Genomic DNA, 25,556 nt, shown 5'->3' with positions numbered 1-25,556 from the left:
TGGTGCATTCGAGGTGTGCCTGATTATTGGAATGTGATTTACGCTGCTGGCTTTCCAGTGAGTTTTGCAAAGACTTGCGGGATGGAGGCTTTCCGCCGTGGCGATCGGCCCAGTGCCCGATCGAGAACAATCAGGACGATAAGAATCGTCCCAATTACGATCGTCTGGAAGTAGACGGGGACGCTGGCATATTCGAATGCGGTTGTGAGAGCTGTCACAGTGATAACGCCGCCAAGTGTTCCCAGTGCTGACCCCCTGCCTCCCTCTAGGGTTGTGCCTCCCATTACCACTGCGGTGATTGTTGCCAGCAGCACTGTGGTCCCAAAGACTGGGGACCCTGTGTTGATCTGAAGTGAGAACAAGGCGCCTGACAACCCTGCGCACAAACCGATAAAGATGAATGCGCCCACGAGTATCCGCGAAGCCGTTATTCCACTGTCACGAGCTGCCCCAATGTCACTGCCGACGGCGAACAGGTTTCTCCCGGACGGGAACCGAGTGAGCCAAACATGTAGAAGGAGGATTAGAACTAGGAAAATTGCTGTGCGATTGGTAAAGAGCCATACCAAGTTCCCAGTCACGGCCGCGCCAAAAAACGGGTCTGTCCCTGAAACGGGTAGCGAATTCGTAACCAAGAAAGCTACGGAGCTAATTGCAAGCATTGTCGCCAGCGTCGCGATCATCGAGTTGATTTTGAAAACAACTGTAAGCACGCCATTCACAAGGCCAAGGAGACCTCCACAAAGTATTGCGAAGAGGAAAGCAATCCACGCGGGGAGAACGGGCTGCAATCCAATGGCCACGATTCCGGTCAGGGCCACTACGGATCCGATCGACAAATCGATCTGCCCGGCGATAAGAACCACTGTCATCCCGACTGCCGCAATTCCAATTGTGGTAGCTCGGTCAAAGCTAAAGGCGAGCGTACGAAACGACAAAAATCCGGGAACAAATATTGCTCCGTAGAGGAGTGTCGCCGTGAGGATTACCCAAAGTCGCGCCTTGAGAAGCGCAGTCCCAATCGTGAATATATGCGCCATTACAGGTCACCCGATCTCTTCCGCAGTTTGATGTCGAGTGCCACGGCAAAGACAATTACGAGCCCCTCAGCAAGGCCTTGTGAGGTTGTCGGGAATCCCTGTAGCACCATGATGTTTTTTATGAGCTGAACTATGAGAAGCCCACCGAGCACCCTGGGTATGCTGCCAGCTCCGCCAAGCAGGCTCACGCCGCCGACCACCAGTGCTGTTATCGCGTCGAATTCGTATCCGGCTCCAATTACGGGGCGCGCGCTCTGCAACGAAAGTGCGAGCAAACACCCACTCAGCCCCGCCGCTAAGGCTGTGCCGACGAACGCCAGGCACCGAACTAGTTTTACTGGCACGCCCGAGGCTGCAGCAGCTGCATAGTTGCCGCCTGCCGCAATTGTCCACCGCCCCCACACAGTGTGAGCGAGAACTATATGAGCGAAAAGCAAGACAACGAGGAAAACGAGGGCGATGAAGGGAATTCCAAAAACTCTTCCCGCGACTATTGCGTTGGCTATTGGGTCATTGTTGTAGACGATGTCGCCGCCAACGAATGCTTGCGCGGCCCCGAGCACAATGATATTTGTGCCTAAAGTTACGACAATTGGGTTCACTTTTATGAACCCAACTATCAGACCATTTATCAGGCCGGCGGTTGCACAGGCCACCAGTGCGATCAGTATCGCACCGATCGTACCAAATGTGCTTTGCATGCCAAGTGCAAGGATCGCTCCCGTCGCAACGACCGCGGGAACCGAAAGGTCGGCCCAACCTCCAGAGATCATGACAAAGGACATGCCCACAGCAACAATGCCGACAATGGAAATTGACGTGAGAACGTTGAGTAGGTTGCGGACAGTCAAAAACTCTGGAGATGTCGTCGTGCCGACGACAAGAAGCAGGATTACCGTCAACGGAACCCCGATCGCGAATCCAATGCTTCCTCGAGACTTGCTGTGACGCTGGCCAATCTCGCTATCTAGCGTTACTTGAGGCATGTCTTTCACCGATCGTCCACGATTTGTTGACATCTCAGTTCACCGCCGCTCCGGTCGCAGCGACCATAATGTTTTCCTCTGTAGCTTCTTCTCGACTGAGCTCTGCAGAAATCGCGCCTTCGTGGAGCACATAAACCCGGTCAGAAGCAGCGATGATTTCTGGCAATTCGGACGAGATCATAAGTATTGCCATGCCTTCGCTCGCGAGTTTGCCGATTATTCGATGAATCTCCGCTTTTGCGCCAACGTCAACACCACGTGTTGGTTCGTCGAGTATGAGCAACGACGGGTTTGTGGCAAGCCACCTTCCAAGAACAACCTTTTGTTGATTTCCGCCACTGAGGGTGTCAATTCGACTCTCTATTGCCGGAGGGGAAACCGTCATATATTCAGCCAGCTGCGTGCCCTCCACGCTTTCTGCACGCCTCTTTATGAGGCCAGCTCTTGATACCTTTCGCAGGCTCGATAAGGTCAGGTTCTCCCGAATGGTGAGCGGAGGGACTATGCCCAGTAGCCGCCGGTCTTCTGGAAGATACGCGATTCCGAGCCGAATGGCCTGCGCCGGATTGCGTGGCCTCACGTCGATGCCGTTTATCTGACAACTTCCGGAGTCAAAATGATCTAGCCCGAAAACCGCCCGCGCAAACTCAGTTCTACCGGCCCCAACCAGTCCAGCGAGCCCAACGATTTCTCCACTTCGTACTTCCACGCTTATGTCTGAGAATCGACCAGCACTCGTGAGTGACTTTGCCTGAAAAACGACGTCGCCAATCTCAACAACTGTCTTGGGGAAGACGTCCTCAAGGTCCCGGCCGACCATCACGCGAACAAGTTCACTAGGCGACGTTTCCGTCGCTGGTCGGCAGTCAATCGATTTCCCGTCACGCATTACTGTGACGCGATCAGCTATTTCAAGCACTTCGTGCAACCGGTGGCTAATGTAAATAACCGAAATTCCCTTTTCCTTTAGGGCTCTGATTATCGTGAGGAGCTTCTGGGCTTCATGTTCAGTGAGAGACGATGTTGGTTCGTCCAAGGCAACTAACTCCGCGCCTGAACTGATGACCCTGGCGATCTCTACGAGTTGTCGCTGGCTGATTGTCAGGTCTGCAATGAGCGCATTAGGGTCTAGATCTTCGCCTATCGTGGCCAGCGCCTCTACTGCGTGACGAATCATTTGCTTACGGTCGAGGAAGAGTCCATTCTTAGGCATTCTGCCCAGAGAAATGTTTTCGGCAACGGTCAAGTCGGGCACAAGGCTCAGCTCTTGGAATACCATCCTGATTCCGAGTTGCTGCCCTGCTTGCGGGGAGGCAAGGGAAACCGTCTGCCCTTTCCACGAGATAGTCCCCGAAGTCGGTTTATAGACGCCCGCGAGAATCTTCATGAGAGTCGACTTTCCAGCCCCATTTTCTCCGACGATCGCGTGAATCTCACCGCTAAGAATCTCCAGGTTCACTCCAGAAACAGCCAAGACACCGGGGAAGGTCTTTGAGATATCACTCATTGCAAGAAGCGGCTGCCCCGAAATAGGTTCACTCGGCAATTCCTCCTCCAGAGTCCCCGGCTTCATCGAACAGCACCCGGCGGCACGACGAGAGAATATGCAGGCCACTTATTAACGCCCAATGGATCTGGCATTAGGATTCCCCTTCGTTCGGTCTTGTGAACATAATTTGTATAGGCGAATTTCTGATATGTACTATGCCAGCCACATCTTCGAACGTCAAGCCCGCGTGCCGGACTGTTTAAGCGCCTCGGGGTGCAACGTCGCTGGCTCGTGCAAGCAACTTGACGGCATCTGCTTAGGGCTGCAATACTACATTCAAAATTCGCGTCCGGGAACTGGAGTTCATTGGGGTGAACTTTTGATGATTCTTATAAGGGCCGCCTGGCCCTGAGGTACGCAGTCTCAATGACAGAAGGATTCAACATAATGCTAGTTTTGGCGCTCGAAGCGTACGGAAAAATGGTTGTCCAAGAACGCCCTGATCCGGTTGCGGGCGACGGCGAAGTGCTCATTTCTACCATCGCGACGGGCATTTGCGGTTCTGACATTCACGGATTGACTGGCGAGACAGGGCGTCGCGTACCTGGTCAGGTTATGGGACACGAGACCGTCGGTCGCGTCTCCGCTATGGGCCCGAGCACTGGTGCTGCCGGTTTCTCTGTCGGAGACCTAGTCACATTCAATCCAGTAGTCCCCTGCGGGCGCTGCGATGCAAGCCGAAGCGGTGAATGGCAGCATTGCGAAGACCGCGTGCTGATTGGTGTGGATTCGACAACGGTGGCCGCCTTTGCCCAGTACGTTGTGGTTCCGGAATCGAATGTGGTGAGCATCTCTGAAACAATGCCCGAAACCTACGGTGCGCTCATCGAACCTCTCGCCGTCGCGTTTCATGCCGTCCGTCGCGTCGTCGTACACAAAGACGACAAGATTTTAGTCGTGGGTGGTGGTCCTATCGGCCAATCCGTAATTCTCGCCGCCCGCCGTAGCGGAGCTAGTGGCATCATCGTCAGTGAAATAGATCCAGATAGAAGAGAACTCTGCGAACAAATTGGCGCAGTTGCGATTGATCCTGGCCAAGAAGACGTGCAAGCCGCAGTGAGGAGGCAATTCGGAAGCCTCGCCGACGTTTCTATCGACGCGGTTGGAATTGGAAAAACCTTGGCCGACGCGATTGAGGCGACTAAACTCGGCGGACGCATATGCCTTGTGGGTATGGGAGCCCCGGTCATTAGCCTCGACGCCTACCAGGTCAGCACCGCCGATAAGTCAATCGTCGGTAGCTTCACGTATTCCGATGGTGACTTCCGGGATGCGGCAAAGTGGGTATCCTCCGGGCCCAGCGAGCTTGCGCGGCTCATTAGCCTCGAAGTTCCACTTGAAGAAGCTCCGAGTCTGTTCACGCGCCTAGCGGCACATGATGGGACGCCCGGAAAGGTGCTTGTCCGATTCGACAGCTAATTCTCGAAAATTGTTGGGCAAAATTGTCTAAATCGAGATGGGTTCTTACCTTGGCATTATCTCTTGAAATCCGCTTATGACCTCTACGGCCCCACTTGCTCAATGCATCACTTCTTAAGTGAGCCATCGGCGGACCATACGAAGTGTGTCTGGCGGCTTTAGCGTGGTGTTGTTAGCGGCCATGAGAAAGTGCCCACACACGGCCACCACTGAGCCCGCATATCGTCATTGGTCAGTGGCCGCACATGGGCTCGCCTTGACGCCTGAAATCAAGGGAATGTGGTCAATCCTCACCGGTTCGATCTTCCCGGTGTCACGTTGCGTGACTTCAGCCTGCGGCTGTCCTGGCCGCGCGATGGCAGCAAGGCCCCGACAGCTCTCTTGGACTCGTCGAAACTCTGCCCGTCTACAGGCCGTTGGAGCGTCCGTGGTGCATTCTGGGCTGCCTGTGACGCCCATGACGGAACTCACGGTGCCGTCCAGAATGAGCTCGATTTTTCACGCCTGCGGCGGATTTCCTGACGAGGGATTCTCTGCCTGAATACACGTTTGGTCTGGCCGCCTGTGGGCACATTTCCATGGCCGCCAACATGGTGTCTTCATCGAGCCATCATTAGCGTCACTTGGACGGGACAAGTTCCGTCAACGCCAAGAGTGCCGCCTCTACGTCGCTGAGATCGTTAAAGAGGTGAATTGAGAATCTGATTCGCCCATCACCACCCCAAGCGAGGATCCCTTTTTCTGACAGGTCCTGAGCCAACTTGACTGGCTCATTAGCCCTGAGCGCAATATTCCCGGCGCGCAGCTCCGGTAGCAGAGGGGTCATATTCAACATTCCGTGACCGATTGCACCCTCCAAAAGCACTGTTCCCAACTGCAGGATATGTTTCTCAATCGACTCTGGTGAGTACTGAGTCAAATACTGGAGCGAGCTTTCGAGCATGTAGAGGCTGGGGAACCCTGGGTACCCAAGCTCCCAACGGCGCGCGTCAGGCCAAAGCTGGAAACGCTCGAAGCGATCTGGTGCAAACATGTCTTGAACGGAGCGCCACCCTACAAATTCTGGCTGCAACAGACTTGATTCTGGATCCTTGATATAGACAACGCCAGTGCCGTGTGCGCCAAGCAGCCACTTGTATGTGCTCGCAATCACGATGTCCGCTTGCGTCGCATCTACTGGAACGACCCCAAGCGACTGTGTGACATCCACGATCAAAAGAGCTCCAACTTTTCGCGCTAGGGCCGAGAGCTTTTCCAGATCGAATCGAGACCCGGACATGTAGCTTACGTGGCTCAGAATGATGGCCTGGGTATTGTCATCGACTGAAGCCGCGATGTCGTCTTCTGAAACACGCCACTCCTGGTTGGCGACTATGCGGACGTCTACGCCGCGCGTCTTCAGCGATACGAGCGGGAGTGTCACAGAGGGGAACTCAATGTCGCAGCTGACCACATTCCCTCCGGTTCGCCAGGGGATACTCTCTACGACCCGATGCAATGCCTCTGACGAGCTTGAGACCAAGGCAATATTCTGCGCATTTACTCCCATAAGTCCCGCTAGCTGAGCGCGACAGCTATTCATGATCACATCGTGGTGGTCACGCCCGGGCTGGCCTGCTGACTTGTGTGCGAGATAACTTTCAAAGGCACTGGGGTGAGTTTTCAGCGGAGGACCCTCGGCGCCCGTGTAAAAGTAGTGAACGTTCTCAAGTCCAAGGAAGTCTTCTTTCCTTGCGGGGAGGCCATTGTTCGATTCCAACGCGTTCTATCCAATCAGTAACTAACACTCAACATAGGGATAAGAGATTCCTATGCTTGAACTTTTTTCTCATCCATGAACGTACTGACTCTAGTATTTCAGCAACTAGGGTTTCGGGTCAAGATCATGCCCTCCAAGCTTCAGGGCAGGCGCCAGCTCGGTGGTGTCAGTTTCCTGTCAGACCTTGGGAATGCCCAAAGTGGAGCGAATCTCATTGGCAGCTAGCCGTAGTGGCTGAAGCATTGATTCTGGCCAGTTCTGATCGGTACGAGATGTCGGCATGGTCACTGAAATTGCCGTGAGCATTCCCCCTTCGCTCGAGCTGGTTAGCGGAACCGCCACACATCGACAACCGCTGACGTATTCTTCATCGTCCATGGCGAAACCTTGAGCTCTGATGCTTTCAAGAGAGGAAAGGAGCTCGTCAGCATCAGTGATAGTTCTGTCAGTAAAACTAGATAACGAGGCTGGTCGCAATAGTTGCTCGGCCGCGACGGGGTCAAGCATACTCAGCAGAACTTTCCCGACGCCGGTCGCATGGGCTGGCAGGCGGCCCCCGACAGAGGAAGCCAATCGCATTTGCTTGTCAGATTCACTTATTGCGATGTAGATGTTTTCCAACCCATTAAGTCTGGCGATCTGTACTGTTTCGCCAACAGCTCTGACGAGTCGATCCATAGCACCCTTAGCAACATCAGCGAGATCAGAATGACCACGATAGCGCTGTCCGACTTGCCATGCACGAAGTCCTAAAGAGTACTGCTTTGACCGAGGCTCGTGCTCAAGCCAGCCGGCATCAGTAAGTGTTTGCAACAAACTGTGTGCGCTTGACCGAGGAATGTTCAACGCCTCGAGTATTTCTGTAAAGTTCTTTGGACCTTCTGCCGCGACATACTCCACAAGCGTTAGCGCTCTGCCCGCGGACTTTACCGGTTCGCTGCGTTTCTCGTCTCCCACTGAACGCCATCCTCTAGTTGATTGTGACTTTCACTAATCATTGGTTTTTGTCAAGCATCTAAATCATTGGTAAATCACGACTGCCCAGATAAACATTCCACCGCATGCAGTATTGGCGCAATAGTGTTAATAATCGATAGGGGCTTTCTATGTTGATACCCTTAGCCATCAGTACGTCCCACATGTAGGCCTTTTGGACCCTCCAGACACGACATCCAGTGGACGTTGGTCGGCCGGGGTACCTAAATAGAAAGCCCTTTAATCGATTATGGCTGGGTTTCGGGGACGATGGCGAAAGCTTCAATTTCTATTAGATAGCTACCAGCGAGACCGACACCTACCGTGCTGCGAGCCGGTTTGTAGGGCCCGAAGAAATCTTCGTACTCCTTGTTAAACTCGGCAAAGTTTGCGATGTCCGTTAGAAAGCAGGTTGTTTTGATTACATCGCCCTTACTCACGTGTGCGGCCTTGAGGACGGCGTCTAGGTTCTTTAGCGCTTGCCTCGTCTGCGCGGCGACACCATCAGCCAGTGCCCCCGAGTCAGGTTCCAGGCCGACTTGACCCGAGAACGAGACTAAACCACCACCTTTTACAGCCTGTGAATATGCTCCGCCTGGGGCGGGTGCATTGGTAGTTTCGATTACTTCAAATGACATTTGTTTACCGCTTTCTGGGATCTATCGGCCTGAACCCTGATTCCGGTTGAGGGAGTCGGTTTCCATTCATGAACCAATACTATCGCTCGGGCGGCCACCCAAACCAATTACGTTGGTTCTTGGAGGTGCCTCAACAGCAGCCAACCGGGGCGACAGCTCGCGTGGGATCAGTCGCTGAAGCTGTGTCACGTGCTTGGGTTCGAGTTCTTCGACAGTGGCGACCTCGAGGAGCTTCATCGTGCGGATGACCTGGTCCGAGAGGATCTGGATCGTGCGATCGACCCCGGCACGACCCCCGGCCATCAGGCCATCAGGCCATAAAGGTATGCGCGGCCCACGAGCGTGAACTTTGCGCCAAGCGCTAGGGAGGCGACGACATCCGCACCGTTCATGATGCCGGTGTCGACCATCACCTCGGTGTCCTTGCCGACCTCGCGCACCACTTCGGGCAGAATGAATCGCCCTGGGTTTCGTTCCGTCTGATCCTTTTGGAGGATGGAACTATGACTAACCCTTACCCAGCCGATTTTCGTGAGCGTGCGTTGCGGATGCTCGCGCAGGCTCGTCCTGATCACCTGTCTGATTTCGCTGCGGCCAGCCATGTCGCCGGCCGGCTTGGCGTGAATCCTGAAACGTTGCGGTTATGGAAGAAGCGTGCCAATATCGACGCCGGTCGTGAGCCCGGGACGACCTCCGAGGCGCAGGTGGAGATCAAACGGTTGAAGAAGCAGATCGTGGAGCTAGAGAAGGCGAACGAGATCCTGCGGTCTGCGAGCGTATTTTTCGCCACCGAGCTCGGCCGCACCTCGTCGAGATGATCCGCTTCATCGACGTGATGAAGGATCGTTTTGGGGTCGAGCTCGTCTGCCGCACGATGCGCGCAGCTGAGGTGGGATTCGTGACGGCCCGCGGGTATCGTGCGGCGAAAGGCCGCCCGGCGTCGGCGAGAACCCTGTCGGATCAGCTAATCGGCGGCGAGATCGCACGGCTTCACGCCGAGAACTATGGCGTCTACGGGGTCCGGAAAATGCATCGCCTGCTGAAGCGGCAGGGTTGGGAGATCGGCCGGGATCAGACCGGGCGACTCATGCGAGCCCAGGGGCTGCGCGGCGTCAAACGGTCAAAGCGGGTGTTCACGACGAAATCGGATCCAGCAGGGCGACGCCCCACGGATCTCGTGCAGCGACGCTTCCACGCTGATGCACCGCGCAAGCTCTGGGTCGTTGACGTGACGTATGTGCGCACCTCTTGAATCCCAGCGATCGTCGCAACGGTCTGGTCTATGTTGTGTTTAGTAAAGCAGCTATGCGCTCCGCGGGGGTGTCCCAGTTGAGGGATTTCCGGGGGCGCCCGTTGAGTTCGTCCGCGATGGCGGTGAGTTCCTCGAGGCTTCGAATTCTGAGGTCGCTGCGCCGGGGTAGGTATTGGCGCAGCAGCCCGTTCGTGTTCTCATTCGTGCCGCGCTGCCAGGGTGAGGCAGGATCGTAAAAGTAGACCTTCATGTTCGTCACCATCGCGACGCTGCTGTGTTCGCTCATCTCGGCGCCTTGATCCCAGGTGAGCGTGCGACGAAGGCTCGAGGGGAGTCCCGAAAAGGCTGCAATGAGGCTGTCTCTGACAGCTTCCGCGGTGCGCTCCACCGGGAGATATCCGAGGACAACGTATCGGGTGCTGCGCTCGACAACGGTCGCGACCGCCGATCGGCTACCCGCCCCAACAATCAGATCTCCCTCCCAGTGCCCGGGAACCGCTCGACTCTCAACCTCCGCGGGCCGCTCAGTCAATGGCGTCATCGGATCAACGAACCGGCTGGCCCGGGCATGGGGATCACGTTGCGACTTCCGGGCGGATCGACCTCGCCGCAGCGACCGGGCAAACTCGCGTTTCAGTTCCCCATGCAGGTGGACGTAGATCGCCTGATAGATCGTCTCGCCACTCACACGCATTGTCTCGTCATGAGGAAAGTCTCGCCGAAGCCGGTGACTGATCTGCTCCGGAGACCACCGCTTGGCCAGCTTTGCCTCGACGTAGTCGTGAAGCGGCCCCTTGGCGGCAAGTTTCGAGGCCCTCGGACGCTCTCGTCGCTTGGCCGACGTTCGATGGGCGTTGTGGGGCAGGTATCCATGCCGGCTGACGGTGTTGCGCCGCAATTCACGGCTGATCGTCGACGGTGAGCGACCCATCATCGTCGCGATACGCCTGATAGACAGCCCCAATGACTGCAGATCCTTCAAACGTTCCCGCTCCAACAGACTGAGGTAACGGGAATCGATGACCTGCTCGACCCTGGCCAGAGCAACTCGTCCACCCTGCACCCACGCAGTTCTTGGATTCTTCACATTAGCCAGTCTCTCGGCCGGACGGTAAAGCACAATACGACGATCGGGGTAGATGCGCCCCTTGGAAAACACCCGAATACCTTTGTCCCAGTCCAGCGCCTGATGCGCCTCGATCCCGAGCCGGCCCGCGGCCTCACGCCGGGATACACCCTCGCGTCGCAACCGGAGGAACTCCTGCCGCTTCGCATCCGAATAGGCCGCCATGAAGATCCCGGCCTTATGCGCCCAGACGTAGCAACTCACCCGATTCAAGCCGAGCTCCCGCGCGAACGCCGAGACGTTACCCACTTCCTCTAATCGTTTGAAGAATTCCGCCTTCTCCGCCGCCGTGTATTTGCGCTGCGTGCTGCGCGGCGTTGACAACCCCGCCTGCTTCATCCACTGATAGCCGCGATCGGGATGCGCGCCAACTGCTACCGCAGCCGCCCGAACAGAGCCGCCACGATCAATCAAAGTCATGAACTCAAGACGCTGCTGCTCCGTGTACTTCCTCGCAGGCATACCCGCTCCTCGCCGCTAGTGTTGCGACGATCGCTGGGATTCAAGCCTGGCAGGGCTTCGCCTATGTCGCGTTCGTCACTGACGTGTTCTCACGTCGTATCGTGGGCTGGAATGTCGCAGCGACGCTGAAGGCCGACATTCTGCCTCTTCAAGCACTGGACATGGCCGCCTTCGACGCCGACGGCGACCTCACTGGGCTGACCCATCACTCCGATCACGGATCAAACTATATGGCTTTGGTTTACACGGACCGGATCGTGGAACTTGGCGCCATTCCCTCAACAGGGACCGTCGGCGACTCCTACGATAATGCGATGGCTGAGGCCATCAACGCGCTCTACAAGACGGAACTGATCCGTGCTCGCGGGCCGTGGCGCACCGTCGAGCAGGTCGAACTCGCAACGCTGGAATGGGTGTGGTGGTGGAATAACCAGCGCCTTCATTCCGAGCTCGATTACCGCACCCCGACCGAAGCCGAGAACGAGTACTACGCTGATGCTGAATCACTCTTGAGAGCGACCGCTTCCCAAGAGAAAACCTAGGAACGAAACCCAGGGCGATTCAGAAACTAAATTATTCACAATGGTCTCGGGCGTGAACAGAGAAACAGGAACATACTCCCGATCTTCTGACGAAAGGAGAGGGACGGCGATGTAGTCAGTTGTTGGTTGTTGGTTGGCGGATCTCTTGGAACTCGGATGGGCGTTCTGCATCCTGCTGAGTCATTTTCTTCGGACTCGCCTCTCGCAGTGCACGCACGGCTTTGATGCGTGTGGCGAGTGTTGGTGAAGTTCGCAAGTCTGCGGGGCTTGCCCCGACAAGCCACAAGCAGAAACGCACGTCGTTATGGATGAGTTCTCGCGCCCCGACGAGCCTGCGCAAATATTTTGCGGCTACGGGATCGTTCGCCTTTATGTAGTCGGCTTCGGCGGAGCTGATGTTTGAAAGGGAGCCACCGTCTGTGGGCTTGCTGCCGTAGTCCATCGGCTGGGTGTCTGCGTGGAGAGGCTTCCTGCGCGCAGTGATCAAAGTGTTTGGTGCATCTAGTAAGTAGGCGTTGATCTGGGTTGCCCAGCCCAGCTCGGGGTCACCCTTTACCGTGGGATAGTTCCAAAGCGGCAGCTTCTTCGGTTTAGGTCGAGCAGAGAACCCGATGATGACGCAGTGCACAGCTGCTTTGCCGGATGCTTCGTTGGTCCACGAAAACGTGCGGTGGGCAAAGTCGATAGCAACACCCAGCGGATTTATCTGCCCCCAGATAATTGCGGGCTGCTGACCCTGTGTGACGGAATTCGTTGAGACGAATGCGGCTCGTCCGCCCGTCGACGCGATGTGTCGAGCAGCGACCAAATACCAATTTGCGACATAGTCGAGATTGCCGCTGCCGGATATTCCCTTCCAGACGCTTACCGTGTCTGCTTTTTGTTCTGGGCTTTGCAGAAATGAGCCGTAGAAGGGTGGGTTGCCCATGATGACGGTGTTTTCATCCATGGGGCAGACCTCGGCCCAGTTCACTTGCAGGGCGTTGTCGTGCACGATGATGGAGCTGTCTGTGATGGGGAAACGGTTAGGCGCAGCCCCTGTGATTTCGTCTAGAGCTAGATTCGCTTGGTGGTCAGCCAAGAACATTGCCACGGTCGCAATTTGCGATGACCATTCTTCATACTCGATCCCGTGGAATTGGGAGAGGTGAACTTGCAGACCAATCGACCCATCGAGCCCAACCTGGCCTTGTGTTCCTCCCAACTCTTGGAGTCGCGCCACAATTTTGAGTTCGATGTCACGTAGCCGTTTATAGGCAACAACGAGAAAGTTTCCCGGGCCACAGGCAGGATCGAGGTAATGATTTACGCCGAGTGCGGATCGCAAGCGCTTGAGCGCCGCGGGGCTTTCCCAAGCTTTACGAAGTCGTTCGAGGTAGTCGTCGAGGAAGAGCGGACGAATCACCTTCAGGATGTTCGCCTCTGAGGTGTAGTGCTCACCGAGCGCGCGGCGGTCTTCTTTGCTTTTGATGGTTTGGAACATCGAGCCAAAGATGGCGGGACTAATTTTCGACCAGTCATAGGCCGATGCGTTAACCAGCGAATCGCGCATTTCTTCAGTGAAGGAGAAGACGTGGAGGTATTCGGAGAAGAGTCCCCCGTTGACATACGGGAAGTCAGTGAGTCTCGGATTGAGAGACGACGGCCGTTTCTCGGGCGGTGTGTCGAGGACCTGGAAGAGTTCTTGGATGCGTCCGCCTAGCCCGATTCCGTCAGTCGAGGAGTCGGAAATGAACTCTGCGAAAAGGCCATGCCCCACTCTCTTCCACATGCGGGTGTCGTCACCGAATAGGAGAAAGAGCACACGGACAAGAAACACGCTGACCTCGTGGCCGCTATAGCCGGCCTTCTCGAAGGCGAGGAACAAGTCAGCCATCAGCTGGACGGCTTGAATGTCAGCGGAAACCTCGGGGCGCGCTGCTTCCTTGGCGTGGTTGCCCACAATTGCCTCGATGCGGTGAAGGTGATCCGGCAGCTCGGTTAGGGAGAACTCGATGCTTCTACCTGCGAGTACCTCGACAATACGAATATGAGCGAAGTCAGAAACGATGATGACCGGGGTGCGATGTGTTAGCGGTAACGAAACGAGGTAATCACGGGCTTGTGTCTCTGCCTTGTCCAAGTCCTTGCCGGCGGTTTTGTGCTCGACAAGAACTACGCCCGGCCAGAGCACGTCGACGAAGTTCGTCATACCTGTTGCGGCTGACTTGACGGGCTGCTCGAACTCGACTCCCGTCGCAAGGAGATCGTCGATACCGCAGACCATGCCAAAGAAATCTCGCCAATACGACTGCGCGAGTTGCTTCTCTGACTTCGCTGAAGCGTATTTGTCCGCGAATGCACGCGCCGATTGGAGGGAGAAATCCACCGCGTCAGGCATAACCAAACCCTATCGGCGTATCCGAACTCTGTGCGATAACGGCACCCCTCCCATCGAGGGGGCAGCAGAAGCCACCCCCTCAAGAAAGACTTAGTCACTCTTTCGCCGCTGGAGGGTGTCGAGAATCGCGATCGATCCTTCACCCTCAACCTTCAGAGTGGAGACGAGTTCGTATCCCATGCCTCCAAACATTGCCAGATCAAGTGCACGCGCCGCCAACCTGTCAGACCGGATGCCGGCGTGGGCGTGATTGGAAATAGTTGTACTGATCGTTTCGAGGTCGAAGATCTCGTTGCGTGAGTTAGCCATTGTTTCTCTCTCTATTGGGTTATCAGATTCGCGGTGCCGGTTGGGCACGTAGAGCAATAGAGAGCGGAGGAGGCGAAGTACCCGCAGTAAGCGGTTGCTAAGCGGGGGAACGCAGTGGAGGAGTCTGCAAATAGCGAACGGAGGGTCGCAGCCGAGGGAGCGAACTATGGTCGTAGAGACAAATTGGTGTCGCGAATCTACCCACCAAGTGACGCAGCAATGGGGGTACCCTCATGTGCGTGTGCGGACGGTTTGCTCTTGATGACAAAGTCAATGCTCTGATCGAGGAATATGTTGCTGCCGGTGGCGACTTCCGGGAATGGTCCGCATCATGGAACATCAAACCGACCACACAGATTCCGATCCTCTTCGAGGATGAGGAACACGGACATCGCACCAAGCTTGCCCGGTGGTCCTTGGTCGCCCCGTGGGCGAAGGATCTCTCGCAGAAGTTCCCCACGTTCAACGCACGCTCAGAAAACATCACCGACAAAGCCACGTGGAAGAACCCCGTGAAATCCAAACGCGCCATCGTGCCAGCGACCGGTTACTTCGAATGGGTCACTGAAGGAAAAACCAAAACACCCAACTTCATCCACGACCCAGCAGGCGACCTGCTCGGATTCGCGGGCCTTTTCTCCTGGTGGAAGGACCCTTCGAAGGAAGGCGATGATGCGTGGTCACTGTCAACGACGATCCTCACCATGGCCAGCGTTCCCGAGCTTGCCCACCTGCATGATCGAAACCCGGTGACACTCCCCCGCGATTTCTGGGACGAATGGACCGCCCCCACAACAGCGGGCGGTCAAACTTTGGTCGATGCCGCAGTCGCGGCAGCAATCCCTGTCGCAAGCTCCCTGACCTCTCACCAGATCGCACCGCTGACTGGAAACGGCCCTGACCTCATCGATCGAGTGTCCTGATCCCCCAGCACTTCACGATTCTGCTTCCCGTCGCCAACAGCCGATAGCTCCCTTCCGTTATCCACAAACTGGATCGCTTCATCAGCACAGCCCGGGCACTAATTAGGATGCGCATATGGGAACAGTCATTGGACTAAACGGCAAGCCGGTTCACCCGTTGACACTCACTATCCGAGCGGCTTTACTGGCCGATGGCTGTGCCTCGCAGGAACTCGAAGGATTGTCTGTCTCGGTCGACGAGTGGCGCCGACTGGCTCGCTTCGTCGCCCGTGAGCTCGAGCACCCTGTGCGAACGTTCGTCTCAGCGGACGCGATCCATGCCGTGCTTCGTGATTGGCCGGCCGATGATCGTGAGCGGCAGATTCACGATCACGCGATGAAGGAAGCTGTCGAGGCCAGCTCGTTGACAACTGAGATGACCTCCCCCATTACGACGTGCCCATCGTGCGGCCGCGACCGCCAATGGCGGCCAGGCGATCGATTCGAGAAACCCGGAACAATCACTTGTCCGCGCTGCGGGCTAGTTGAGCTGCATCCGGCCCCTCGTTGAGAAGACCAGAGCAGGCCACATGGCTGCCCGCCAGTTCACTGTCGCACTTTGTGCGCGATCAAAGGCCCACGCCGTCATGCGCTGCTCTGAGGACGTGCTGTTCCATACCCCGCACCCGCGAACGTGCACGGACAGCCTGAAGAGCGGTGACGCGCTCGGGTCCGCACGCACGAAGCTTGTCCTCGATCGAGGCCGGCAGCTGCACACGCTGCTCCAGTTTCTTCTTCAAATCGTCAACGCTGTGGACCTCGCCGTACCCATCGCCTACGACAGTTACAGCATCGTTCGTTGAGTCAATCTGAGCGGAATAGCTGGCAACCGAAGGATCGAAACCCACAGCCCAGGACTGCCCTTGCTCATCTGCGAATACGTACCTAGACATGACTCTCTCCAATTCGTCGTCATCTAAGCGTGCGATACCGCGCACGCACGTGGGGGCCGTTGCCGGAAGCTGTGGATAGTTAGTCGGCGGCCGCACCTATGGTGATGTCGTGGGCAGCAGCAAGCGCTATGCGCGCCAGATCGATGAACGAATGGACGCGAACATCATCGCGCGAATAATGGCATCGAGCGCCCCGGACTCATTGAACGATGAAGAGCTGGAACTGAGTCGTTTCGACCTCACTCGAACACAAAACCCACGCCCCGTCTGGGCATGGGTCCGATACTCCGAGTGAGCCCTTCGGGTTGAAGCGGACGCAGTGGCATGGACAGAGCGAGCCATGGCCATTCAATGGAACTCCATCAGCGGAGAACCACACCGCGCCTGGGTATGGGGCTCCGCAGTGGAATCGCGTTAACGCCTTCCCAGCGTAAAGTGCCGGCTGCTACGCCGGTACTTGCTGCCTGCTGGCAGCTGTCGCACTGCGAACCTTCTATCGGATCGACGGGTGCGAAGTATTCGTCGACGTCAGGTTCTGGCTTCTTATTTATGGCGATCTCCTTGGGTTTGTCGCCTGTTGGCTGAAGACGCCCAACAGTTCGAATCCGCTGACAGTGCAACGCACCGTGGCCAAAGTTTGCGCAGCAAAGTTTTCCGCGAAAGGAGCTGTGGTGCTGGCGTCCGAGCTGCGTCTCTTCGTGACCAACGGCTACTACCCAAGATCAAGCACAAGAAGGTCTAACGACGCTCGTTGATAACGAGCAATTGGTGAGCCGATGGCTCCTATGTTCCAGCAACTTCGTTGTCTGTTTTCGCTAGGTGAGTGTAAGCACGATTCCTCTCTTCGCAAGTGCTTTCGCGGCATATCCTCGCGGAACTCCGGTATTCCACGGTCACTGGCGAATTCACACCGTCGCACCATTTCGCACTTTGTGTCGAAAAAGACATGGGAAGGGATAAAGAAAATGCAAAGAGACACAGAGACCGTAGGCGAGTACCAGGTGCCCGTCGACCCGATGGATGACTTGAACTGTGAGGCCTGCGAGTAATGGCTACCGCTATACGAGAAAAACTGGATGAGCTCTACTTCCTCACGCCTGCTGAAACAGCCGAGCTCATTGAACTGACAGTCGAGGATTTGCGGAAGATGCGGGCTGCGGGCACGGGCCCTCGGTTCGTCGCTCTCACCACTCGAACCGTGCGCTATTTCACCTCATCCTGTCGAGCTAGATCTGGTCTGCCCGAAGGCAAGAAACGCGATCAACATGAGGAGCGTGGCTCACTATGAGTGTCAACTCGCTGTCACCTTCCATGGGGACCACGTCGTGTGTGCTCGATGACGACACCATCGCTCGGATTGCCCTGGCCTCTGCAGGGGTCAGCGGGGATCCTACTGTGGCTATCGGAATCGACATCCTCGGGGGTCCCGTTGCGTTCGTTGCGGCGGTTCACGATGGACGAGATCGCCCCGTTGCCTTGTCGCATCTCGTGCGTCAGCGGATTCGCGCACTTGCATCAGCAAAGCGTGTGGCGGATACGCTGCGCTCCATGAGCCGCAACGGAGGGCACGTGTTAACACCGAGAGATGTTCAGTGGCCGAGCCAGTTGAGCGCACTCCGGCGCAGTGCGCCTCTAGTGCTCTTTGCCCAGGGCGACATGGCGGTCCTTGAACTCCCGGCAGTTGCGATCACGGGAACCGCTGACCCAACTGCCGGAGCAATCCACATGACGATCGAGTTGGCCACCGGTCTTGCCGACCGGCGATGGGTTATTGCTTCAGGAATGACCCAGGGTGTCGACCAACTGTCATTAAGTGCCGCCGCCGCAATGCGAGGAAGAACGATCACCGTCGCTGCGGAGGGGCTCCTCGGCGCTGAGGTTGTGGATGGTTCGGTGCGAATCAGTGAATCGCCACCTACGGACGCGATCACAGTTCGAGGGCAGCGCCGAGCCGAGCAACTGCTGGCCGCAATAGCGACCAAAACAATAGTCGTAGAAGCCGGCAAATCCTCCGGCGCGCTTCGCACTGCAGAGGCAGCTATTTCGATGAACCGTCCCGTTGGTACCGTGGCGCAAACAAGTATGAGCAAATCTGCGGCGGGAAGCATCGACCTGCATCTGCGTCACAGCATGGTGCGAGTCGCGTCCGTCAAGGATGCCGACAGGCTCCGGTGATTAAGTCTTGGCATCTACTCACCTGAATCAGGTTTTTCGGTGAAGGCGCGTTGAGGGGAGCGCGCTGACGCAGGCTGATTTGACTGCGTCCCAGGGCGCAGTGAAAATCAGCGCGGTGTCACGGGTGAGTGCGCGATGAGTGGTCTCAGCGATGGAGAACCTCACCAGGCCTTGAGTATCGAGTACTGGTCGGATGCTGGCGCGGCGGGCAGTCCCCTGAAGGCTGCCCGCCGGTCATCAAAGATGGATACGTCGTCCCAGTTATTTACGCCGGTCATGTCGTCATTGACTTGCGGATCGAGTCCTCGTCGTCGCCAGCCGCGACGCCAATCTGGGCGAGGAGCAAGTCAATCGCGACCCTTATGAGGGAGTTCTCAGTGATCCGCGCTCCCTGGCTTTTCTTGGCCCTGTTGAGGCGTCTCGCCTCGACCGTGAGTTGGTTCTGTTGGTCTTCCCGGATTCTTGTCTCTTTCCGCACGTAGCGTAGATAAGTCGGTGTAGGAGCATCAGATGTTGGCCGCGTGCGCTCGTTGCTTTCCTTCCGTACCGTTTTCTTTCGAGTCGAAGATCGAACCGGGTCAACCGCGATCCGCGGACGCTCGGGGGCCGCGACTTCGATTCGGGACGCATCCGCAAGAGGTGGTGTGGACGGTCCCTTATCTCCGACGTTGCCGAGCAACTTGCCAAGATTGGCCCGAGCCATTAGTTGCTCGAAGTTGCGGCGTTGGCCCAGATCGACATCAGCTCTAGTGCTACAGCACGGTAGTCGTCGATCGACTTCGCCGTTTGCTTGAACTCAGGGTATTGGGTGACTACTTTGCCTTCGATCGGTGCGTCAGCATGGATCTTGTAGCGGCGAATCACACGTCCGAACCTAGGCAGCCCAAGTTCGTCCACAAGGCGCTCGGCGTCTTCCAGCTGCCCTGGCACTCTCATGTCGATCTTACTGAGTAAGACACGGAAGGGCGTCGAGGTTGGCTCGATGAAGGTCCGCACGGTTCGCATCATTGGCGGGATGCACAAGGCTTCCGGCTCTGTAGGGACGATCGCAAAATCTGCGACAGAGAGAACCGAGGACAGGATGTCGCTGTCAGTTAGATTGCCAGGGGTATCGACGAAGACCACGTCGTAAGGCAGGTCTCTCATCCGTACCAACGTTGCCGGGTCGGTGTCGTCAGCGAAGTCGAACGGTAGCCCGTCTCCCGCGGTCGAGGCCCACCAGGTCGTCGATTGCTGGGGGTCAACATCCACGACCAGGACACGGGAGTTTTCCGCGGCGATCGCCGCGAGATTCATAGTCGTGGTGGTCTTACCCGCTCCGCCCTTCTGGTTGGTTATGGCCACGATCCTCATGAGCGCACCGTCCTTGGTAGTCCCAAAGTTATGGACCTCGAAGGTTCGTGTGTTCGTGAGTCTGTAAGTTCGGATGTTCGTGAATCTGTGGGTTCGGATGTTCGGATGTTCGGGGCACGAGCGCAGGTCGGTGCGGCGAGGCAGTGACTGTCGGACTTCGCGAGTCCGACAGTGTCGAAGTTCGTAAGTCCGAAACTCCAAAAGTCACGAACTTCATCGCCTGCGCGTACTGGTTCTGTTTTGTTCATTTCTGGTCTCTTCCTGTTAAGAGGGCCTAATTTTGGCCCCCTGACTGACAACTTTTCGGTCCCCTTAGAGGACTAGAAAGTTGCCCTCTGTGGGTACCAATCCTTGGTCCCCTGGCCGCCGATGAACGGCAGGCCATTCGGATCGTTTGTCTGTCGCCGAGCTGTCTGCGGTCGTGCACTGTCGAGCATCAATTCGTACTCGGAGGTCAGCCCCCTGCCGCCAGCCCGCAGTCGCGTGATCGCGCCGCTCTCGACGAGTTCGTGGACTGCACGCTTTACGGCCCTGTGTGCCGCATCGCTGCCATTCTCAGGGGCAAGAAACCCCAAGGCAACGGCCGACATCTCTCGGCCCCCGAAGTACCTCCGCGGCTCCTGAGCGTCGCGCTTTTCGTCCCAACATTCCAGTGCCATGTGGAGAAGCAAGCGAGTAGCCGTGTTGCCGAGCCTCAACCGAGCAGCCACGAGGATCGCGCTCTTGGCGGCATAGAGTCCCATCATGTCCATGACAATGCTCGAGAATTGATGCATTCTTTGGTCACGCGACCACTCGCGGAGCGGTGCAGCTTTGGGCGCTGGATTCAAGCCACGCCATGATCTCCGATCTCTTGTAGAGGACAGTTCGCTCCGTCGGCTTGTAGAAGCGTGGGCCGCGTCCACGAGTCCTCATTTGAGCCAATGCAGCTATCGACATACCCGTGATCTCGCCAACTGTGGCGGGACGAATGAATTCATCTTCCATGGTGTGCTCCTCGTTTTGACAACGTCAGTGTGTTAGCGTTGTTGATATGACGGTACACATGAATAGTAAGTTTGACAACGACAAGACCTGTAATCTGTCGAAATGGGTGATTTCAGATCGGAACGCACGCTGGGCGCTCGAATTCAGGCAGCGCGAAAGGCTCGGGGATTCCGCACCACACTCGATCTTGCTAACGCGATCGACGGTGGGAACGTTTCTGAGTCGATCATCGAAAACATCGAAGCTGGCCGAAAAGCAAGCATCGATGTCAGCCAATTGCTCAATATTGCGATGGCCCTCGGGATCGCACCCAGCTATCTGCTTGCACCACTCGGACGCCCTTGGGAGGGCATCGATCTTCCAAACCTAAGCCGAGCATTCGAAGGAATGAGCAGCGTTGAGTTTGACTCTTGGTTTTCGAACGTGCCTGAGAGCGGTTTCCAGCCGCAATCCATAAGCGAACGCAACGCAAGCTCAGAACTGCAGGCCTTGCGGGAATGGGCATCTCTCACCCGTGAGGTGGCTCGACTTGAGGTCGCTCGTGAACTTGAGGTTGCGGCCGAAGGTGGCCTTGCCGCGCGGACTGAAGCTCGCTTGACTTTCGCGCGCGATGAAAAGAAACGACTTGAGTCTTATCTCGGCACTGCCGGGTGGGAACTGTAGAACGGCGAAGCTCTCTCCGCGGAGGCCTTCGGGCCGCAGATGGAGAAGAGAATGGGAACGGTAGAGCCTTACGAGACATCAGGTGGCCGGCGGTATCGAGTTCGATACAGGAAGCCAGATCGAAGCCAAACAGACAAACGTGGCTTCAAGACGAAACGGTCTGCTGAGGAGTACCTCGCGACGATCGAGGTATCGAAACTTCGTGGTGAATGGATGGATCCGACCAAGTCCAAAGTCACTGTCGGGGAGTGGGCGCGGCCCTGGTACCTTGCTCACAGCGAACTCAAGCCAACGACACTATTTGGATACGAGCAAGCACTGAGAAAACACGTGCTTCCTCGCTGGGCGAAAACCCGGCTGAATGACGTCTCCCACAGCGACGTCCAGAGCTGGGTGACCTCGCTATCCGCTACGCACGGCGGTTCATCAGTGAAACAGACCTATTTAGTCTTAGCTGGCATCTTTAAATTTGCCGCTCGAGACGGTCTCGTGGTTAGAAACCCATGCGAAGGGATCCGGCTTCCTCGAATCCTGAAAAAGGAACGTGGCTACTTATCGCATGAGCAAGTCGCCAAACTGGCGAAGTCGGCTGGGGACCAAGGCGATGTGGTTTTGTTGCTCGCGTACACAGGAATCCGTTGGGGGGAACTCGCTGCCTTAAAGGTTGAGCGAGTAGACCCGGTAAAACGCCGAATCAATATCGTAGAAGCCATCACCGAGCCAAACGGCACTATTGTCTGGGGCACGCCAAAATCACATGCGCGTCGGTCAGTCCCGTTCCCCGAATTTCTCGACACGGTGATCGCGCGTCACATGAGTGGTAAACACAGGAGCGATCTACTGTTCACTGCGCCCAAGGGCGGCGTGCTTAGAAACTCGCAGTTTCGGAAGCGAAGGTTCGATCGCGCAGTTGCTGAGCTCACGGCCGCTGATCCGCAGTTTCCCCGCGTAACGCCTCATGACTTACGGCACACCGCCGCGAGCTTGGCCGTTTCGGCCGGAGCACACGTCAAATCCTTGCAGCGAATGCTCGGACACGCGTCTGCGGCGATGACTCTCGACGTCTACGCAGATCTCTTCGATGATGACCTGGACGCGGTTGCAGCCGCTTTGAATGACAGGGCAGTGTCCTCAAGTGTGGGTGAAATGTGGGCAAAAGTAAGTATTGAGAATTCGGAACCAAGTAAGAAAGAAAAGCCATAAAAACATTAAAACCCCCGGCTGACCGGGGGTTTTAATGTTTCTAACAGCTGGTTTTGACTGGTGCGCCCGGAGGGATTTGAACCCCCGGCCTATTGATCCGTAGTCAATTGCTCTATCCGCTGAGCTACGGGCGCAGACCATTGACTTTCGCCAACCAGAAAACTATACCAGCGGTTTTACCTTCCGAATGACGCTTTCGCCTGAAAGTGCGGCCCGCCCCAGTGGCCAGACCGCACTTCACACGCTCAGCGCTAGCTGCTTAGATCGCACCTCGTGGGGCTTGGATCAGATCGTCGTGATGAATCTGGGCCACGTTGGGGTGCGCCCGCATTCGATAGCGAAGCGCATTGTCTCCATACGTTTCGAGGATGGGACTGTTCGTGGGGTCAAGTGAAACACCACGAGCTTGAGCGGCGAGCTCGGGCGGCAACTTCAGTTGCGGCATCACGGTGTCGAGCGCGGGGTTGAAGAAGAACGGAATCGAAATGCGGTCGTCACCAATCAGCGGCGAAATCACGCGGTGCAGCGTCGCTTTGAGGTAGCCCTGGGTCGCGAGCTCAAGCATCTCCCCAATGTTCACGACGAACGCACCCGGCAGGGGCGGCACATCCACCCATTCACCGTGGTAGTCAACCTGCAGGCCCCCCTTACCGGGCTCCACCATCAGCAGCGTCAGCACACCACCATCGCGGTGGGCGCCAACACCCTGCTTCGGCTCGGGGTTTGACTCCCCCGGGTACCGCACAATCTTCATGACAGGGAATGGCTTATCGGCAAAGGCGTGGTCGAAGGAGTCTTCGGGGGAACCGAGCGCCTGAGCCCACGCCCGCAGGAGGCGTAGCGAGACGGCACTGAGTCTGTCGTTCCACTCATTTACCAAACCACGAAGTTGCGGTACGGCATCCGGCCAGAGGTTAGGACCCTCGAGACGCCAGTAGTCGGCGTACCCGGCAGCGGTATCAACGACGGGGCGTTCGGGCCCCACATCGACCTGCTCACGCCAGTCAGTTTTACCCTCGGTCAGTTCTCCACCCACGCGAGTGTAGCCACGAAACTGCGGGCTGTTGATGTTTTCGACGGCAAGCTTCTCGTCTTCGGGCAGGGCAAAGAACTCACGGGATGCCGCAAGAAGGTCATCCATTAACGTCTCGTCAACACCGTGCCCGACAAGGTAAAAGAACCCCACATCGTGGGTCGCACACAGCAGATCGTCACGAAATTTGGCCGCCGATTCGGGGCTGCCATCAAGGAGCGAGAGATCAATTATGGGGAGTGCGGAATCGTTCATTCAACGATGTTTGCATGCGTATCCTGAGACTTTTCCTTTGTTACGCTCGCAGCGTTAGCCACAGGCGTAACACGGTCACAGTTCGGAAACTTATGCTCCAACTGCGGCGCGTTCGGGAATAACTTGAGGGTGAGTTTGACCCATATGTTCGATGACGCGCACGACCTGGCTGGTGTAGCCGAACTCGTTGTCGTACCAGACGTAGAGCACCAAATGCTTGCCAGTACTGATCGTGGCGAGCCCGTCAACGATGCCGGCACGGTGCGAGCCGATGAAGTCGCTCGACACGACCTCGGGCGAATCGATGAAGTCGATCTGCTGCTGCAGGGTCGAATCCAGCGAGAGCCCACGCAGGTAACGGTTCACTTCCTTGACCGTAGTTTCGGTAGCCAAGTTGAGGTTCAGAATCGCCATCGACACGTTGGGGGTGGGTACCCGGATGGCGCTGCCGGTCAGTAGGCCAGCAAGTTCCGGCACTGCTTTAGCGACTGCTTTCGCGGCACCTGTTTCGGTGATGACCATGTTCATCGGTGCCGAGCGGCCCCGACGATCGCCCGAGTGGAAGTTGTCGGTGAGGTTCTGGTCATTTGTGTAGGAGTGGACGGTCTCGACGTGACCATGCTCGATGCCGTACATGTCGTTGATCGCTTTCAGTACCGGCGAGATTGCATTGGTCGTGCACGAGGCGGCAGACAGGATCGTGTCGGAGTCAACGATCGAGTCGTGGTTGAGCCCGTAAACGATGTTCTTGATGTCGCCCTTGCCGGGGGCTGTGAGGAGAACGCGCTTCACTCCCTTCGACTTGAGGTGCTGGCTGAGGCCCTCCTCGTCACGCCAGCGGCCGGTGTTGTCGACGACGATGGCATCCGAAATTCCGTACTCGGTGTAGTCGATCGTGGCGGGGTCGTTGGAGTAAATCACCTGAATGAGGGTGCCGTTGGCAAGGATTGTGTTCGCGTCAGTGTCGACGGAGATGGTGCCCTCGAATGGCCCGTGCACGCTATCGCGACGCAGCAGGCTTGCGCGTTTCACGAGGTCGTTGTCTGATCCGCGCCGCACAACGATGGCGCGCAGTCTGAGCCCTTCGCCATTGCCGGCGTGGGCGATGAGGATGCGGGCAAGCAGTCGACCGATACGTCCGAAACCGTAGAGCACAACATCCGCTCCCGTTGGCTTGATTTCACTACCGTCCTTGAGCACCGGGGCGAGTTCTACTGCCAAGAAGTCTTCGAGTGTGCCGCCATCTTCACGAAAACGATTCACGAGCTTCGCTAGATCAATGGATGCCGGATTCAGTGGCAGCGCCGCCAGCGCGACCATGATCGGCATGGTCTCCTCGATCGGCAGTTCGCTCTCATTGAGTTGGCGTGCAAATCGGTGAGCTTTAAGAACCTCAACGGGCGACTTGTTGATGAGACGGCGACCATGAATGGAGGTCACAACGCCGTGGTTGCGATACAGCCCCCCAATGAGCGGGATCATTGCCTCCGCCAGTTCTTGGCGGGCATTCCACCGGTCAAATTCGTCGCTGTGTTGGCGTTGCATCAGGTTCCTTCCGACTGCAGTGTTACGGGGCCGCGAGCGCGCTTGTGACG

General features: G+C 56.8%; 26 protein-coding genes, 1 tRNA gene and 2 pseudogenes. 11 read left to right on the top strand and 18 right to left on the bottom strand.

Annotation, left to right across the window (positions count from 1 at the left end):
• Positions 1-38: 38 nt before the first annotated feature.
• The 3 genes from AADH44_RS01370 to AADH44_RS01360 are packed head-to-tail and all read right to left on the bottom strand — an operon-like array spanning position 39 to position 3,533.
• Positions 39-1,040, bottom strand: coding sequence for an ABC transporter permease (locus tag AADH44_RS01370; protein WP_341953619.1), 1,002 nt, complete (start codon positions 1,038-1,040; stop codon positions 39-41).
• Positions 1,040-2,026 (bottom strand): ABC transporter permease, encoded by a 987-nt coding sequence (locus AADH44_RS01365; protein WP_341953618.1) that lies wholly within the window; start codon positions 2,024-2,026, stop codon positions 1,040-1,042. Before AADH44_RS01365 ends, AADH44_RS01370 begins: the two co-directional genes overlap by 1 nt.
• Positions 2,027-2,060: 34 nt before the next feature.
• Positions 2,061-3,533, bottom strand: a complete 1,473-nt coding sequence (locus AADH44_RS01360; protein WP_341953617.1) for a sugar ABC transporter ATP-binding protein — start codon at positions 3,531-3,533, stop codon at positions 2,061-2,063.
• Positions 3,534-3,941: 408 nt separating this feature from the next.
• On the opposite strand from AADH44_RS01360, the gene AADH44_RS01355 reads away from it, so the two are divergent.
• Entirely contained in the window at positions 3,942-4,994 is a 1,053-nt protein-coding gene (locus AADH44_RS01355) for an alcohol dehydrogenase catalytic domain-containing protein (protein WP_341953614.1), read from the top strand.
• 619 nt (positions 4,995-5,613) lie between these two features.
• Here AADH44_RS01355 and AADH44_RS01350 read toward each other — a convergent pair.
• From AADH44_RS01350 to AADH44_RS01335, 4 genes and pseudogenes are all read right to left on the bottom strand, one after another.
• A complete protein-coding gene (locus AADH44_RS01350) occupies positions 5,614-6,576 on the bottom strand; it encodes an aminotransferase class V-fold PLP-dependent enzyme (protein ID WP_341953613.1) in 963 nt (320 codons plus the stop codon).
• Positions 6,577-6,930: 354 nt separating this feature from the next.
• Positions 6,931-7,710, bottom strand: coding sequence for an IclR family transcriptional regulator (locus AADH44_RS01345; protein ID WP_341953612.1), 780 nt, complete (start codon positions 7,708-7,710; stop codon positions 6,931-6,933).
• Between the two features lie 266 nt (positions 7,711-7,976).
• Entirely contained in the window at positions 7,977-8,366 is a 390-nt protein-coding gene (locus AADH44_RS01340; RefSeq protein ID WP_341953611.1) for a Rid family detoxifying hydrolase, read from the bottom strand.
• A 66-nt stretch (positions 8,367-8,432) separates the two neighbouring features.
• A pseudogene (locus AADH44_RS01335) lies at positions 8,433-8,821 on the bottom strand (alpha-hydroxy-acid oxidizing protein); the annotation flags it as partial.
• A 48-nt stretch (positions 8,822-8,869) separates the two neighbouring features.
• Between AADH44_RS01335 and AADH44_RS01330 the strand changes: the two are divergent.
• Both AADH44_RS01330 and AADH44_RS01325 read left to right on the top strand, forming a co-directional pair.
• Complete coding sequence (locus AADH44_RS01330; protein ID WP_341953610.1) at positions 8,870-9,184, top strand: transposase; 315 nt, start codon at positions 8,870-8,872, stop codon at positions 9,182-9,184.
• Positions 9,181-9,618 carry an IS3 family transposase gene (locus AADH44_RS01325; protein WP_341953609.1) on the top strand — a complete coding sequence of 146 codons (438 nt, stop codon included), beginning with the start codon at positions 9,181-9,183 and terminating at the stop codon, positions 9,616-9,618. The genes AADH44_RS01330 and AADH44_RS01325 overlap by 4 nt, the downstream gene beginning before the upstream one ends.
• Positions 9,619-9,646: 28 nt before the next feature.
• Here AADH44_RS01325 and AADH44_RS01320 read toward each other — a convergent pair whose 3' ends face one another.
• On the bottom strand, positions 9,647-10,909 hold the full coding sequence (locus tag AADH44_RS01320) for an IS30 family transposase (protein WP_341955024.1): 1,263 nt from the start codon (positions 10,907-10,909) through the stop codon (positions 9,647-9,649).
• Positions 10,910-11,253: 344 nt separating this feature from the next.
• Here AADH44_RS01320 and AADH44_RS01315 point away from each other — a divergent pair.
• A pseudogene (locus AADH44_RS01315) lies at positions 11,254-11,748 on the top strand (integrase core domain-containing protein); the annotation flags it as partial.
• Between the two features lie 115 nt (positions 11,749-11,863).
• On the opposite strand, the gene AADH44_RS01310 reads toward AADH44_RS01315, so the two are convergent.
• A complete protein-coding gene (locus AADH44_RS01310; RefSeq protein ID WP_341953608.1) occupies positions 11,864-14,128 on the bottom strand; it encodes a DNA methyltransferase in 2,265 nt (754 codons plus the stop codon).
• Between the two features lie 90 nt (positions 14,129-14,218).
• Positions 14,219-14,437, bottom strand: coding sequence for a hypothetical protein (locus tag AADH44_RS01305; protein WP_341953607.1), 219 nt, complete (start codon positions 14,435-14,437; stop codon positions 14,219-14,221).
• Between the two features lie 239 nt (positions 14,438-14,676).
• Between AADH44_RS01305 and AADH44_RS01300 the strand changes: the two genes are divergently transcribed.
• Together AADH44_RS01300 and AADH44_RS01295 are read left to right on the top strand one after the other, a co-directional pair.
• Positions 14,677-15,360, top strand: a complete 684-nt coding sequence (locus tag AADH44_RS01300; protein WP_341953606.1) for an SOS response-associated peptidase — start codon at positions 14,677-14,679, stop codon at positions 15,358-15,360.
• Positions 15,361-15,475: 115 nt separating this feature from the next.
• Positions 15,476-15,910 (top strand): hypothetical protein, encoded by a 435-nt coding sequence (locus AADH44_RS01295; protein ID WP_341953605.1) that lies wholly within the window; start codon positions 15,476-15,478, stop codon positions 15,908-15,910.
• A gap of 58 nt (positions 15,911-15,968) precedes the next feature.
• Here the strand turns inward: AADH44_RS01295 and AADH44_RS01290 are convergent, their stop codons facing one another.
• On the bottom strand, positions 15,969-16,292 hold the full coding sequence (locus AADH44_RS01290) for a hypothetical protein (protein ID WP_341953604.1): 324 nt from the start codon (positions 16,290-16,292) through the stop codon (positions 15,969-15,971).
• Between the two features lie 109 nt (positions 16,293-16,401).
• On the opposite strand from AADH44_RS01290, the gene AADH44_RS01285 reads away from it, so the two are divergent.
• The 3 genes from AADH44_RS01285 to AADH44_RS01275 all read left to right on the top strand — a co-directional run bounded on the left by AADH44_RS01285 (position 16,402) and on the right by AADH44_RS01275 (position 18,467).
• Positions 16,402-16,587 carry a hypothetical protein gene (locus AADH44_RS01285; protein WP_341953603.1) on the top strand — a complete coding sequence of 62 codons (186 nt, stop codon included), beginning with the start codon at positions 16,402-16,404 and terminating at the stop codon, positions 16,585-16,587.
• Positions 16,588-17,340: 753 nt separating this feature from the next.
• Positions 17,341-17,580, top strand: a complete 240-nt coding sequence (locus AADH44_RS01280; RefSeq protein WP_341953602.1) for a hypothetical protein — start codon at positions 17,341-17,343, stop codon at positions 17,578-17,580.
• 107 nt (positions 17,581-17,687) lie between these two features.
• Positions 17,688-18,467: a DNA-processing protein DprA gene (locus AADH44_RS01275; protein ID WP_341953601.1), complete on the top strand. Its 780-nt coding sequence runs from the start codon at positions 17,688-17,690 to the stop codon at positions 18,465-18,467.
• A 274-nt stretch (positions 18,468-18,741) separates the two neighbouring features.
• Here the strand turns inward: AADH44_RS01275 and AADH44_RS01270 are convergent, their stop codons facing one another.
• The 4 genes from AADH44_RS01270 to AADH44_RS01255 all read right to left on the bottom strand — a co-directional run bounded on the left by AADH44_RS01270 (position 18,742) and on the right by AADH44_RS01255 (position 20,807).
• Positions 18,742-19,170 (bottom strand): hypothetical protein, encoded by a 429-nt coding sequence (locus AADH44_RS01270; protein WP_341953600.1) that lies wholly within the window; start codon positions 19,168-19,170, stop codon positions 18,742-18,744.
• On the bottom strand, positions 19,170-19,820 hold the full coding sequence (locus AADH44_RS01265) for a ParA family protein (RefSeq protein ID WP_341953599.1): 651 nt from the start codon (positions 19,818-19,820) through the stop codon (positions 19,170-19,172). The genes AADH44_RS01270 and AADH44_RS01265 overlap by 1 nt, the downstream gene beginning before the upstream one ends.
• A 320-nt stretch (positions 19,821-20,140) precedes the next feature.
• Complete coding sequence (locus tag AADH44_RS01260) at positions 20,141-20,572, bottom strand: hypothetical protein (protein ID WP_341953598.1); 432 nt, start codon at positions 20,570-20,572, stop codon at positions 20,141-20,143.
• A gap of 31 nt (positions 20,573-20,603) precedes the next feature.
• Entirely contained in the window at positions 20,604-20,807 is a 204-nt protein-coding gene (locus tag AADH44_RS01255; protein ID WP_141990139.1) for an AlpA family phage regulatory protein, read from the bottom strand.
• 102 nt (positions 20,808-20,909) lie between these two features.
• Here AADH44_RS01255 and AADH44_RS01250 point away from each other — a divergent pair, with 102 nt between their 5' ends.
• Both AADH44_RS01250 and AADH44_RS01245 read left to right on the top strand, forming a co-directional pair.
• Positions 20,910-21,470: a hypothetical protein gene (locus AADH44_RS01250; RefSeq protein ID WP_341953597.1), complete on the top strand. Its 561-nt coding sequence runs from the start codon at positions 20,910-20,912 to the stop codon at positions 21,468-21,470.
• Positions 21,471-21,683: 213 nt separating this feature from the next.
• A complete protein-coding gene (locus AADH44_RS01245; RefSeq protein WP_341953596.1) occupies positions 21,684-22,673 on the top strand; it encodes a site-specific integrase in 990 nt (329 codons plus the stop codon).
• Positions 22,674-22,731: 58 nt separating this feature from the next.
• Here the strand turns inward: AADH44_RS01245 and AADH44_RS01240 are convergent.
• The 3 genes from AADH44_RS01240 to AADH44_RS01230 form a co-directional block, all read right to left on the bottom strand.
• Positions 22,732-22,807 (bottom strand) — tRNA-Arg (locus AADH44_RS01240).
• Between the two features lie 125 nt (positions 22,808-22,932).
• Positions 22,933-23,961, bottom strand: a complete 1,029-nt coding sequence (locus AADH44_RS01235) for a 2-oxoglutarate and iron-dependent oxygenase domain-containing protein (protein ID WP_341953595.1) — start codon at positions 23,959-23,961, stop codon at positions 22,933-22,935.
• A 90-nt stretch (positions 23,962-24,051) separates the two neighbouring features.
• A complete protein-coding gene (locus AADH44_RS01230) occupies positions 24,052-25,506 on the bottom strand; it encodes a glyceraldehyde-3-phosphate dehydrogenase (RefSeq protein WP_341953594.1) in 1,455 nt (484 codons plus the stop codon).
• Positions 25,507-25,556 lie beyond the last annotated feature (50 nt).

The sequence above is a fragment of the Salinibacterium sp. TMP30 genome (assembly GCF_038397785.1).
In the GTDB taxonomy this organism is placed as follows: Bacteria; Actinomycetota; Actinomycetes; order Actinomycetales; family Microbacteriaceae; genus Rhodoglobus.
The sequence above is the reverse complement of the archived record's forward strand: the minus strand, read 5'-3'. Positions and strand labels throughout refer to the sequence as shown.

Coding starts and splice junctions, on each gene's coding strand:
- AADH44_RS01370 (WP_341953619.1), bottom strand. CDS start 1,040: ATGGCGCATATATTCACGATTGGGACTGCGCTTCTCAAGGCGCGACTT.
- AADH44_RS01365 (WP_341953618.1), bottom strand. CDS start 2,026: ATGCCTCAAGTAACGCTAGATAGCGAGATTGGCCAGCGTCACAGCAAG.
- AADH44_RS01360 (WP_341953617.1), bottom strand. CDS start 3,533: ATGAGTGATATCTCAAAGACCTTCCCCGGTGTCTTGGCTGTTTCTGGA.
- AADH44_RS01355 (WP_341953614.1), top strand. CDS start 3,942: ATGACAGAAGGATTCAACATAATGCTAGTTTTGGCGCTCGAAGCGTAC.
- AADH44_RS01350 (WP_341953613.1), bottom strand. CDS start 6,576: ATGAATAGCTGTCGCGCTCAGCTAGCGGGACTTATGGGAGTAAATGCG.
- AADH44_RS01340 (WP_341953611.1), bottom strand. CDS start 8,366: ATGTCATTTGAAGTAATCGAAACTACCAATGCACCCGCCCCAGGCGGA.
- AADH44_RS01330 (WP_341953610.1), top strand. CDS start 8,870: ATGACTAACCCTTACCCAGCCGATTTTCGTGAGCGTGCGTTGCGGATG.
- AADH44_RS01325 (WP_341953609.1), top strand. CDS start 9,181: ATGATCCGCTTCATCGACGTGATGAAGGATCGTTTTGGGGTCGAGCTC.
- AADH44_RS01320 (WP_341955024.1), bottom strand. CDS start 10,909: ATGGCGGCCTATTCGGATGCGAAGCGGCAGGAGTTCCTCCGGTTGCGA.
- AADH44_RS01310 (WP_341953608.1), bottom strand. CDS start 14,128: ATGCCTGACGCGGTGGATTTCTCCCTCCAATCGGCGCGTGCATTCGCG.
- AADH44_RS01305 (WP_341953607.1), bottom strand. CDS start 14,437: ATGGCTAACTCACGCAACGAGATCTTCGACCTCGAAACGATCAGTACA.
- AADH44_RS01295 (WP_341953605.1), top strand. CDS start 15,476: ATGGGAACAGTCATTGGACTAAACGGCAAGCCGGTTCACCCGTTGACA.
- AADH44_RS01290 (WP_341953604.1), bottom strand. CDS start 16,292: ATGTCTAGGTACGTATTCGCAGATGAGCAAGGGCAGTCCTGGGCTGTG.
- AADH44_RS01280 (WP_341953602.1), top strand. CDS start 17,341: ATGGCTACCGCTATACGAGAAAAACTGGATGAGCTCTACTTCCTCACG.
- AADH44_RS01270 (WP_341953600.1), bottom strand. CDS start 19,170: ATGGCTCGGGCCAATCTTGGCAAGTTGCTCGGCAACGTCGGAGATAAG.
- AADH44_RS01265 (WP_341953599.1), bottom strand. CDS start 19,820: ATGAGGATCGTGGCCATAACCAACCAGAAGGGCGGAGCGGGTAAGACC.
- AADH44_RS01260 (WP_341953598.1), bottom strand. CDS start 20,572: ATGGACATGATGGGACTCTATGCCGCCAAGAGCGCGATCCTCGTGGCT.
- AADH44_RS01255 (WP_141990139.1), bottom strand. CDS start 20,807: ATGGAAGATGAATTCATTCGTCCCGCCACAGTTGGCGAGATCACGGGT.
- AADH44_RS01250 (WP_341953597.1), top strand. CDS start 20,910: ATGGGTGATTTCAGATCGGAACGCACGCTGGGCGCTCGAATTCAGGCA.
- AADH44_RS01245 (WP_341953596.1), top strand. CDS start 21,684: ATGGATCCGACCAAGTCCAAAGTCACTGTCGGGGAGTGGGCGCGGCCC.
- AADH44_RS01235 (WP_341953595.1), bottom strand. CDS start 23,961: ATGAACGATTCCGCACTCCCCATAATTGATCTCTCGCTCCTTGATGGC.
- AADH44_RS01230 (WP_341953594.1), bottom strand. CDS start 25,506: ATGCAACGCCAACACAGCGACGAATTTGACCGGTGGAATGCCCGCCAA.